10 protein-coding genes are annotated in these 12180 nt (G+C 49.7%); all 10 read left to right on the top strand.

Features of this window, described 5'->3' with window-relative positions; translation table 11 throughout:
* Nucleotides 1-7: 7 nt before the first annotated feature.
* Entirely contained in the window at nt 8-2125 is a 2118-nt protein-coding gene (locus NSU18_RS08970) for an NlpC/P60 family protein (protein WP_341148818.1), read from the top strand.
* 46 nt (nt 2126-2171) lie between these two features.
* Nucleotides 2172-3479 carry a hypothetical protein gene (locus NSU18_RS08965; RefSeq protein ID WP_341020343.1) on the top strand — a complete coding sequence of 436 codons (1308 nt, stop codon included), beginning with the start codon at nt 2172-2174 and terminating at the stop codon, nt 3477-3479.
* Between the two features lie 50 nt (nt 3480-3529).
* Nucleotides 3530-4339 (top strand): copper amine oxidase N-terminal domain-containing protein, encoded by an 810-nt coding sequence (locus NSU18_RS08960; RefSeq protein WP_341148817.1) that lies wholly within the window; start codon nt 3530-3532, stop codon nt 4337-4339.
* Between the two features lie 82 nt (nt 4340-4421).
* Entirely contained in the window at nt 4422-4583 is a 162-nt protein-coding gene (locus NSU18_RS08955) for a hypothetical protein (protein WP_341020348.1), read from the top strand.
* A 29-nt stretch (nt 4584-4612) separates the two neighbouring features.
* Nucleotides 4613-5407 (top strand): hypothetical protein, encoded by a 795-nt coding sequence (locus tag NSU18_RS08950; RefSeq protein WP_341148816.1) that lies wholly within the window; start codon nt 4613-4615, stop codon nt 5405-5407.
* Nucleotides 5408-5477: 70 nt separating this feature from the next.
* Nucleotides 5478-6755 (top strand): hypothetical protein, encoded by a 1278-nt coding sequence (locus NSU18_RS08945; RefSeq protein WP_341148815.1) that lies wholly within the window; start codon nt 5478-5480, stop codon nt 6753-6755.
* 16 nt (nt 6756-6771) lie between these two features.
* Nucleotides 6772-7269 (top strand): hypothetical protein, encoded by a 498-nt coding sequence (locus NSU18_RS08940; protein WP_341020350.1) that lies wholly within the window; start codon nt 6772-6774, stop codon nt 7267-7269.
* A 572-nt stretch (nt 7270-7841) separates the two neighbouring features.
* A complete protein-coding gene (locus NSU18_RS08935; RefSeq protein WP_341020352.1) occupies nt 7842-8465 on the top strand; it encodes a pentapeptide repeat-containing protein in 624 nt (207 codons plus the stop codon).
* Between the two features lie 158 nt (nt 8466-8623).
* The gene (locus tag NSU18_RS08930) at nt 8624-9433 is read left to right on the top strand and encodes a copper amine oxidase N-terminal domain-containing protein (protein WP_341020353.1); all 810 of its coding nucleotides are present in this window, start codon (nt 8624-8626) and stop codon (nt 9431-9433) included.
* A gap of 10 nt (nt 9434-9443) precedes the next feature.
* On the top strand, nt 9444-12161 hold the full coding sequence (locus NSU18_RS08925; protein ID WP_341148814.1) for a hypothetical protein: 2718 nt from the start codon (nt 9444-9446) through the stop codon (nt 12159-12161).
* Nucleotides 12162-12180 lie beyond the last annotated feature (19 nt).

The following is a 12180-nucleotide window of genomic DNA, read 5'->3' as shown; positions in this document are numbered from 1 at the left end:
CGGGATAGTGGCGCAAAAGGTTGATCGTACAAGGCTGACTGAGCTGTCGGCCGGCTTGAAGCGGATGGGCCGGGAGATCAGCGGGAGCAGCACCAATATGCAGAAGACGGCAGGCCATTCTGCTTCAAGAACCCGCGAGCTGTACACAGAAGGTTATGTACAGTCTGCCGCCTATGGTGTGGAGAGCCTGCTTAAGCAAATCAAGGCGCTGGCGGGAACGCTCTCCAGTGACTTGGACCGCAAAGCGGCTGCGCTAATCTGGGCGGCAGATCAGTATCAGCGGGAAGAGAAGCAGTCTACCATCAGGCTGGAGCGGATAGCTGTCAAAAAGCAGAGTGCGCCCGGTATTTCTCAGAACAAAGGCTCAGCCGCAGCCTCCAAAACGGCAGCTTTGGTATTGCCGGAGGGGGTTAAAGCACTTACTTCCAAGCTCTCGTATAATCCCGATGTCTACAGCAAAGAGGTGGTGCTGCTGCAACAGCGTCTGACTGAATTAGGGTATCCGCTTGAAGCAGACGGTTATTTCGGCAAGCAGACTAAGCAGGCTGTTAATGCTTTTAAGAAGACCTATGGACTGGGCAATACAGGCAAGGATGCCGGGATCGTAGGCGAGATGACCTGGCTCTACTTGTTCGGCGTCATTCAGGGCGGGCTAAAATATAGCCCTCATGAGTACTCTGAGCAGGTGCGGATCATGCAAATCCGGCTGCGTGAGCTTGGCTATGAGGTGACGGTGAACGGCCGTTTCGACGCCAAGACGAAGCAGGCGGTGAATGCCTTTAAATCAGACCATGCCCTGGGCAATACAGGCGATGTGGCCGGTGTCGTAGGCCCGCACACCTGGAAGAAGCTGTTCAGTGAGCTGAAGCAGGCTGATTCTTCCGCCGGAATGGGCAGCAACACGCTCACAGAGACGAAGCTTACGGATCTGGCGATGGGCGTGATTTTTGGCAATGAAGGCAATTACGGTACTGTGGTTCCAGATGACGGCGGCTGCTTAAGTGTCGGGAAAATACAGTGGCACGGCGAACGGGCCAGGGAGCTGATCCTCCTCACCTTCAAGAAAATGAATATAACGCCATCCCAGAGAGATTACGAAGCCAAGCTCAAGAAGCATCTGCCTGCCAGTCTGGCGAACGATCTCATCAAGTACGCCAAGCAGGATAAATGGTGGTATACCCGGGTGCTGACCTTGAAGGAGAAAGAAGCGCTTGCCGCCTTATTGACGGCCAAGGCAGGGAAGGAGGCACAGGATGAGCAGGCCCGCAAGGATGTTCAGGTCTATCTGGATAGCGGGAGAAAGCTCGGCATTACCGATCCCCAGGCGCTGGTCTATTATGCGGATCTTAAGAATCAGTCGCCGCGCGGAGCGAACCGGGTGGTGGAGGCGGTGCGTAAGGCGGGTCTTCCGCTGACGCTCAAGAATATTCATCATGCAGCATTAAAAGATGAGGTCATGGGCAAATATACCACCCGGCGCAACAACACCTATAAGGAAAGCGCGGCGCTTCAGGCTCCCTCCGGGAATCCTCAGCTTCCACCCAAACCGAAGCCCGAAGCACCGGACGCTAAGGGCGGTGTAAACGGCGGCAGTACCGGGAATCCCCCTGGCATTGATAAATTCCTTGCGGCCGCTGAGAAGGAACTGGCGAAGGGCTTCAAGGAGCATGTCCCCAAAGGCAAAAAAAGCGGTGACAACAATACGCCTTACGGCAAATGGTATGGGCTGAACTATCAGCCCTGGTGTGCGATGTTCGTCTCCTATGTCGCTAATGAAGCCGGAATCCTGGGCAGTGTAGTACCCAAATATGCAAGTGTTGAAGCCGGGAGACAATGGTACATCAAGCAAGGCCGATACAGCAAACGCTCCTCGGGATATACGCCGAAGGCCGGAGATGTGATCTTTTTTACCCGCAGCGGGCAGAACCATACAGGCATCGTCACAGGCTATGACAGCAAGTCCAAAACAGTATTTACTATAGAAGGCAATACGAAAGACAGGGTGGCCCGGCGTTCCTATAAGCTTACAGATACCTATATCGTGGGATATGGCAAAAATGGCGGGGTCACGGAAGGGCAAACGGACGGCAGCGCGGAATCCGGCAAGGGGTACAGTACCCGCTGAAGAAGATCATCCGCAGCAGCAACACTTGGAGAGGAGCAACGGCAACATGAAAAAAATGTTCTGGATCATCAGCCTTAGCACCGCACTTATGATTACAGGCTGCGCACGGACAGATAAGGCTCCACCCAATGATACGGGTCAGGCTGCCACGCAGAAGCCGGCTATGGAAACCCCTGTTCCCAGTCCTTCAGCAGTTCCGGCCAAGAAGGTCATTGCTGATGAGCAGAAGAATGGAGAAGATGGTATGTTTCAACTGGGAATGACCCTGGAAGAGGTACGTAGACAATTAGAGGCTGAAGGCATCGACGACAGCAATGAAATTGAGAATGCAGGTGATCCCGCCGATTGGAATCAGGGGCACCGTACCATTATGACGGACAGTGCGGATTTCACATTCGATGAGAATGAGCGGCTCTACAGGATTGATGTGACGGATGAATCCCTCACAACAGCAGGCCTTAAGGCAGGGGATGCGGAAGCAGAAGTGCTCCGGCTGTATGGGGAGGAGTTCCACACCTATGAAGGGGCTGACGATGGAAGCCGGGTCCTGGAGTATGTAATGAAGGATCATTACTTCATGGTATGGCTGCAGGAAGAGAAGGTTGGCGGCTGGGGTGTCTCCTCGTATAAATGGCAAACGAATAGTCCCGTTACGGAGAGCTATGATCAGGTGAAGCCTGCCGGAGATCATGAAGGCACTGCACTGAAAGAGAAGCTGTATGAAGAATTACAGGGGAATATGCAGAAGGTTGAGCAAAACTCTGATGATTTGATGGCCGCGGTACTGGCCTCCGACCGGATTCGCGGGCTGCAGGGCATCCTGTCCATCGTGCTCAGCGATGCGGAAGTGGAGGAGATGCTGGGTCAGCAAGAACAGGTTCAGCCATTGTTGGACGATTCTGTGATCTATACCGGCTATACGACGCAGGGCGTGCATCTGATGGCGATTGTGTCGCCAACTACGCCGGGGAATGAGAAATTTAAAGCTGTGATGAACCAGCTGCGCGGCAAGGAGGATGAATATGCCTTCCTGTCCGCGATTACAGATGCATCGGATGAACGTTCGCTTGAGGTTGGACTTGATCTGTATGCAGAGGATCTGACAGGCTCGCGTCAGGAGATTAAGCTTAGCTCGATTACAGTCTCGGACAGCAGTAACGGAGCAGAGCAGGTAGTGCCCTTTACAGGCAAAGACCTGGAACCGCTCTTGACTCAATACAGCCGTAAGCAGAGTTCAGACCTTGTACTGGCAAGCGGAGCCTGGCACGCCTTCGGCTTCATGGGCACCCTGATCAACGATCCTGTCATTACGATAGAGTTAGACGGAGAGCCGGTAATTCTGCAACGCCAGTAGAAGGAGGATAGATAAGGCTTGTCACAAGCCCATTTGAGGAGGATATGAAGATGAAAAAAATAACCATCTGGTTTACCGCCCTTTTACTGCTAATCTCGCTAATGCCTGTATCGGCACATGCCGCCCAATCAGTCCGTGTAGTGGTGGACGGCTCCAAAATCAGCTTCCCGGATGCCCAGCCTTTTCTCGACAAGCAGAACCGGGTGCAGGTGCCGGTCCGCTTCGTGAGTGAAGCGCTCGGGGCGAAGGTGGGCTGGGACCCGGCTTCCAAGACCGTTACGGTGGAACTGAACGGCAAGAAGCTGGTGCTGGTCATCGGGAACCGGCAATTTACGCTGGATGGCGCCAAGAAAACGATGGATACCGCAGCCCTGATGAAGAATGGCAGAACGTTCGTGCCGCTGAAGTTCGTCAGCGCAGGGCTGGGCGTAGGCGTGAACTGGGATCAGACTGTCAGTACCGCTTATATTTCCACGGATGGCAAGACGCCTGTGATCAGCTCCGCACCCGTTAAGGGCACTCCTAAGACATCCAACGGATTCACTTATTATACGGATACAGGCTCTATGCTGCTGGTCTCACCCTCTGAAGAGAATCCTCCCAAGGGCGAGGCCGTGCTTGCCATTCTGGTCGATTTCGAGATCAAGGGTGCTGATTACGACATGCAGATGAAGGAAGCGGAAGCGATTATGCGGCAAAAGATCGAGCCGGCTACCGTGGATGCCATGCTGGCTTATGTCGCTCCCAAGAAGACAGTAGAGTATAATCTGCCGTTCAAAACCTTTGAAGATGCAAAATATAAAATCAATGTGTCTTCTACTGCATTCAATTCGCTGACCTTTACTATATACAGAAAATAGGTGTAGATGGATGAAGAAAGCCCTGGTTGTAGCCATACTTTCGGTTATTGTTGTCGCTGCCGTCGTGTAAACCCACGCCAATATGGCGGACGGTGAGTATCCGATTAAAGTGTCGGTTGGGAATGTGGAGCTTGGCAAGAGTAAGCTGGCTTATCGCACTCTAGGTTCTATTCAAGGCATTACGGTACTGGACGGCATGACAATCACAGTGAAGGGCTCCATGTTCGACGACTTGAATAACTAGACGGCGGATTTGTACTCTGGAGGTGAAGCATGCAGCAGCAGGTGGAGATTAAGCGGATACTGGAGCTGGAGCAGGGACTGAAGCGCTTGAACCGCATACTGGAGGAGCAGGTCACCGGTATGGACAGAAGCATTGGCGGTTTGATCAGTTCGGTGCAAGCTGCTTATCCGGAAAGTTATGTGCAGTCTTCCTCCCGCGAGGCAGTCCGATTGCTGCAGGAACTGGTAAGGGAGGCACAGTCGCTTAGTGACCGGTTAGAGCGCAAGCAATCGGCATTGCGCTGGGCGGCCGGGCAATATCAAGCTGCTGAAGCGAAGGCGCAGAGTCTGTTAAAAACTACACCGGCCTTCACCTGGAAGCAGGCACGAAGTATGTTCAGCCAGTGGCTGCAAGGCGTACGGGACCAGGCGGCGCGTGGCGTTCAGGATCTCCTTCGCCATCCGCCCACGCTTAGCCGCATGATTCAGGACCTTCTGCGGAACGTCAGGGATGCTTCGGTGGACAGACAATTGCAGCCTTTTGCAGCGGATGCAGTCATATCGGAGCTGTTCCAGCAGAGAGAATTCGGCAGTCCCGCCGAACAGCAGCACGCGCGGGAACAATTGGCCAAGATTGCGGAGGCGTTGCGTGAAATCGGACGCAGTCAAGCGGCGTACTCTGTATATGAGAAGTATGGAAACGTAGTCTATATGAAGTCCGCGAATGAACATGCAGAGCGCCAGCGGGAGCTGCTGCAGAAGCTGGGCGTGGACCCTGGATTTTATGTGAAGACCGACATGCGGACGCAAATACAAGGGCTCCCCCTTATCAGCCTGCACCTATAATCCGCTGCTGACAGACGGATCGGCGGTGCCCGCCAGTGATGAACTGCGGTTCGCCATCACACTGGGGCTGGTGAATGAGAAATACCGCGAGTGGGCGAAGAGTAATTATAAGGACATAGAGGCAGCGGTGGTTCGAGCAGAACAGATTCGCGAGCTGGAACGGCAGGTGGCAGAGTATAAGCGGCTCCATGGTCCGCCGATGACTCTGCCGGATGGTACGCCGATCACAGCAGAGAACAAAGAGAATGAGACGACCTATGCATATTTCAGGGACAAGATTTATGATCCCAATAAACATACCGGAGCGGTATACACCGCTTATTATAGCTGGGCCGAAGACACCTACGGCATGACCAAATGGCGCAAATTAGTGGTGCAGGCCGATCAGGTAACCCAAGCCTTCGTAGGCGGCCTGATCAAATCTACAGTCATGGGCGTGGTAGACACCGCCAAGTTCGCCTTTGATTTCGTCATCGACCCGGAGAAAACGACGCAGGAAACGATCGACAAGGTGAACTATCTCGTCAGTCACCCCGAGGTTTTGGTGGATGCCGCCAAAGCCATGTATCATGATTTCAATGAAGGCACCCCGGAGCAAAAAGCCGAAATGCTCGGCAACGCCGCATCCATCCTCGTACCGGGCGTACCTATCGCCAAGACCGGCGTGGTCGGCAAGGTGGCCGACGCAGTGATGGACCCGCTGACCGATGCGGTGAAGAAAGTGCCGGATGCTTTGAAGCATTGGAATTTCCCAGGGACGAATCCGTACCCGAACCGGTTAAACCCGGCAACGCCGGGCGGTCCAGGCCCGATCGAATTGCCGGGGCAGGTGTGGCGGAGTGAGGGGCGGGGGAAAGCTGAAGTAAAAGAGGTTATTGCCCCATCAACTGGCAAACCAATTAAGGTTTATACAGATGGAAATACAACTATACCAATTGATAAAATTGAAAAATATATGAGAGGTAAAGTAAACGTTAATATTCAAGAGTTGAGCAAGGAACTTCGGGAATTAAAACAGTTGAGACAGACACAAAGAAAGGTGTTTGATGCAGATCCTCAAAATGCAGAACGCATTAAACGTCTTGAATCAATGAAGCATAATTATGAGCGTTCAGATGATATGAGAAAAAAACTTGAGTCGATTGGGCTTAATGATACACCCGAGAGTAACCAATCCATTAGCAAACATCTCCTAGATGTAGGAAAGAACATTACACCCGAAAATAGATTGGATTTCCCAAGCGTATTAGAAGGTCCAAATGGAAGAGTCAAAGTTCTAACAACATGGAGTATAGTTGAGGGAAAACCTTATTTATCAACTATTAAGTTAATTCCAATCAAAGATTAACAGGTTGAGGTGAAATATGGACAATAAAGATTTAGCACATGCGTTGGATAGGTCGGAAAATTACGAGGCATATATTGCTAGTATGGATGATACTGAACTTATTTCAATCGTAACTAACTTAGAAAATTTAGATGAAGTTACTACAGCGTTAACAGAACTCTCCATAAGATATAAGGAAATGGTAGTACCTTATTGCATCAAAATACTCGGAGAAGATTTGGGAGATGAATTTCTTCAAGCGGTTGCGTTTAATTTGCTTTATGAAGTTGACCATGAAAAAGCAAAAGAGATTATCACCAAAAAACTAACAAAAGCATCTGCAACCTTGATAGGAGCAATAATGGATAATTTATCATCCGATAGTTTACAACCATTCGGAGAGTCACTTTCATCTGAGTTTCTTACTGCGATTTTAGAAAGATATTTAGAATTAAGGGATGCTGACAAGAAACGTATCCAAGATAATTACGAATGGTTCAAAGAATCTTTTGAGAAAAAACTAAATTTTATTTAGCTCACGGAGGGGTTACCTCACCGTTCCGCCACCCATGTTAGGATGTATAATGCCACGGCGCGACAGAAGTGAGCGCATATATGAAACGACTACCATTAATGTAGCCCTAACTCTGATGCGGCGGGAGAACGTGCTAGGACATTTTTCCAATGCAAAAGACGATATTGTTGGAATCTTCGTCAAGCGTGTCAAAGACCCGATGTCACAGGAGCAAGTCGAGCTAATCCTCGAACATTACCTTGCTACCTCTAAACACAATGATCATGCTAGAACACTAGACGAGTATGAAGGTTTGGCAAGAAATCCAGACCATAATTTTAACATTAACTAGAATAGAAGGTCAGGCTGGGCTTGAATTAAAGGTTAGAGGAGAACTTAAGGGGCCTCCAGTTCGGGTTGTGGTGAGTTTATCTATGGGAATGGAGGAGTGTGGGATGTAAAGGGATTTAACTCAAATTACCCTCCTAAGAAAAGCGGGTTTAGATTAGATAAGGCAATGCCAGATATTGAAGATGAATTAAGCAAAGGAGAAATTCCCTTGGTGGCCTTGAATGGAAAGAGGGGGATAACAGATGTTAACTCAGCAAGAACTAAATAAAATGATTGAGGATCACCAATTATGGATCATTGAATTAAAATCTAGAGGCACACAATTGTATTTAGAGGATGCTATTTTAATTGAATTGGAACTTGTTGATAAGAATTTAACTGATGTGGTACTTGTAGGCTCAACATTACAGAAATGTGTATTATCCAGTACTGATTTTTATTATTCTAATCTGGCATCAATTAATTTTTTTGAAGTCAGTATGAATGGCGTGATTTTGACAAAGGCAAATTTGGATTACTCAATAATTAAGAGATGTGAAGCAACTAACTCTAAGGCTATAAAAGCTTCTCTTTATGAATCAGAAGTTGAGGAAGTGGATTTTTCCAATTCTAGTATGATGAAAGTGAATTTTATGTTTTCCAAGCTTAAAAATGTGAAATTTATTAATTGTGATTTATCGAGAGCATCTTTTAAAAATTCCATCCTTCAAAATGTAGACTTTACTGGTGCCGATTTATCTGAAGTAGACTTATCAAGTGTGGAGACAAACAATGTTATTTTTAATGGGGCTTTTTACAATCATAAAACTATTTGGCCTGAAAATATAAGTTTAGAACAATTGGGAGCCATTTTCAAAGATGAATAGTAGAGGAAACATTGAGTTTGATTGCTCTGGCACAAGCAGAGTATCAGGTGATCGTAGAGAAAGTGAGAGATTACTGCCAGAAAGCACGAGCGGTAGGGCAACAGGCGGATGAGTTAAGATGATAAGAGGCTATACCTAATTCAGGAGGATGATTTTTTATGAAAAAAATAATCGCATTGCTCATGACAGTTTTGCTGCTTTGCTCCGTATTCCCTGCTTCTACGTATGCCGCCCAGTCTGTCCGGGTGGTGGTGGACGGCTCCAAAATCAGCTTCCCGGATGCCCAGCCTTTTCTCGACAAGCAGAACCGGGTGCAGGTGCCTGTCCGCTTCGTGAGTGAAGCGCTCGGGGCGAAGGTGGGCTGGACCCCGGCTTCCAAGACCGTAACGGTGGAACTGAACGGCAAGAAGCTGGTGCTGGTCATCGGGAATAGACAATTTACGCTGGATGGCGCCAAGAAGACGATGGATACCGCCGCCCTGATGAAGAACGGCAGAACGTTCGTGCCGCTGAAGTTCGTCAGCGCAGGGCTGGGCGTAGGCGTCAACTGGGATCAGAGTGTCAGCACCGCTTATATCTCCACGGATGGCAAGACACCTGTGATCAGCTCCGCACCCGCTAAGGGCACAGCTAAGACATCCAACGGATTCACTTATTATACAGATACAGGTTCTATGCTTCAGGTTAATTCTTCTACTGAGAATCCTCCCAAGGGCAAGGCCGTGCTTGTCATTCTGGTCGATTTCGAGATCGAGGGTGCCGATTATGCCATGCAAATGAAGGAAGCGGAAGCGATTATGCGGCAAAAGATTGAGCCGGCTACTGTAGATGCCATGCTGGCCTATGTTGCTCCCAAGAAGACAGTAGAGTATAACCTGCCCTTTAGAACATTTGAAGATGAAAAATACAAAATTAATGTGTCATCTACCGAATATAACGCGTTGGTTTTTACTATATACAGAAAATAGGTGTAGATGGATGAAGAAAGCACTGGTTGTAGCCATACTATCGATCATTGTTGTTGTTGCCGTCTTCCAAATGGATACGTACTCGGATGCACGCGGGAAGCCGGCCACTCCGGCCGAAGTGCTGAAATTCGCCAACGAGGATTACCTGGACTTATATGGTGTGAAGGATTACTTCAAGGAGGAGACCTCCAAGGGCAGCTACCGCAAGGATCTGCTGCAAAAACGGATCGCTTCCGGCGCTGAACGTTACTATGAGATTGTCTACGGGACCAGTCATGGCATCCAATTGGACGGTGGAATATATGAATATTCCGGCTATACCAGGGAAGGCAACTCGGTACCGACAGAGAATGTCCCCTGGTTTGCCGGGTGGAGCGGGACGCAGATTCAGAATCTCTCCCTGATTAAGGAATCCTGGGAGGATGATGCCGTTCAGCAAAAATTCAAAGTTAACACAAATAAATTTGACCGCTACCAAAACACTAACAACCCCAAGCTCACCGCTTATCTCACGGACGGGACCTTTGAGCAGGCTATTATCGAAGGCTTGAATTTTGAATATGGCGGCAACCGTACGTATAAGGACTTCATGTACCGTAATCAGAATAAAGAGCTTCAAAATATGAAGGTCTATACCAACAACGCCACTCCGTCCAAGGGCGGCAAGTGGATTGACTATGTTCATGTGCTCCAGCCGCCTACGTATTTCTCGTGGGGGTATGGAACCGTCTATATCTCCCATAACAGCGGGAATATTACGTATTTGGACATTCCGATTGCACCGCTGGCATTGGTCGAGCAGGAGTATGACTTAAAGGCTGAATTCGAACAGCTGCCGCTGCAGGCAGAGGCCGGGGAACAGGTACAAGTACAGATCCGGGTAAATTCTTCTTTTCTTGAAGAGATCAAGACTCCCTTCCGTTGGGAGATTATTCAAGTGAGTACAGGCAAGGCCATCGATACTTCAGCGGCGAAGCTGACGTTCACCGGTCAGGCGCAGAAGGGGAGCGGGGAGCTTGTCATTCCCAAGAACGGGGAGCGCCTGCTGAAAGCCAGCTTCAAGATGCCGGACAGCGAGGTGCGAATTAAGTTCAGTGTGAACCCGGATGGGAAAGCACCTAAAGAGAAGCAGCTCGCTAATAATGTGCTCGATTCGCATCCGATCGCCGTCAAGCTGCTGAAGCCGCAGCCGCTGGGCTATAATGTGCTGACCCGGCAGGTGGAATTCCCGATCTACGGCGGCGCACCGTTAGTTGCCCAATTGTACTTACCGCGTGGAAAGTGGATCAACAATGCTACAGGGCAACTGCATGTGACCAATGCGACGCCGGATGTATTCCGGCAATATAAGGTGTCTAACAACGATGTGGTGAATGATCCGGGGAGCCGCATTTCGCGCCAGCCCATCGTCAGCGCGGTGATTGACCGCAAGGATTTCGGTGATGACCCTGAGCATGGCAAATGGCTGAATCCGGCTAATCCATACTCCCCTGCCGTGAAAGAAGGCCGGGTGGAATTCCAGGGCGGAGTCCAAAGAACCTATGAGTATGACGTGACGAGCTGCAGCAATGGCACCTGCACCACAAAGAAAGAGACCGGGACGGCAACCGCCAGCTTCCCGCAGGGGACGGACCGGAAGCTCTATGAAATGTATTTTTATCATGGACGCAAGGAAGTGCCGGAGCCTGTAGTAGATAGTAAGATCGAGCAGAACACCGGAACCGCTCTATCCAAGAAGCTGCTGTGGAGAACCGAGCCGTATCCTGTGGATGTCATCCGCTGGATGTACCATTTAGATAAGAATAATCAAGCCTATCAGGCTGTAGCTGTAAATGGACAATACAAGCGTACGTTTACGCAGCAAGGTATGGGTGACATTGCCTGGAGTGCAGACCGTTCGCAGCGCCAAGAATACCAGACTTCACGGACTGCGGCCAAAGAAGGACAAGCGGGTAAAGCAGGCTATGACAAAGCCGTGTTCGCCACGGACCGGGAATTGCAGCGCTTCAACTATCCGGTGAAGTCGGGCTATTATTTTAACCCGGCAGGGTCCTATTCCTTCAAGGTAAAAACCGTGGTGTACAAGCCGGTCAAGGACGATACCGAAGATCATAAAGAGCTGGTGCAGCGGGTCATTGATTCTTTTCGTTACGAGAATGACCTGATCTACATCAACAACAAAAAGATCGCCGTGAACCTGAGCAATGAGCCGCTTGCCAAACAGGGCGGAGGGTTTGCCCGTAAAACCGGCGTACTGACTGCCAAGAATCCAAAGGGTGTGAATGGTGAAGTGCTGCTGGCCGTAATGGACCGCAGTACAGATAGCAGCCGCTACAGCAAAAAGGTAGTGGAGCTGGAGCATTCACAGGACGTAAAGGGCGATACCCATGAATACTGGAAAAAAGTGATGGAAGGCTATAGCCAGTCCTCTACGGCAGGAAGCAATAAGGCTTTTGAGTATAAGGAATTCGTAAAAAACGGGCAGAGCATGTATCAGATTACGGAAGAGACCCGCGTTACGATTGTGGTCAACCCGAAGAACAGCTATCTGTATACCCACGCCAATATGGCGGACGGTGAATATCCGATTAAAGTGTCGGTTGGGAATGTGGAGCTTGGCAAGAGCAAGCTGGCCTATCGCACTCTAGGTTCTATTGAAGGCATTACGGCACTGGACTGCATGACCATCACAGTGAAGGGCTCCATGTTCGACGACTTGAATAACTAGACGGGGAATTTGTACTCTG

Source organism: Paenibacillus sp. FSL H8-0048 (assembly GCF_038002825.1).
Taxonomy (GTDB): Bacteria; Bacillota; Bacilli; order Paenibacillales; family Paenibacillaceae; genus Paenibacillus_AQ.
This window is presented reverse-complemented; position numbering and strand designations above follow the sequence as displayed.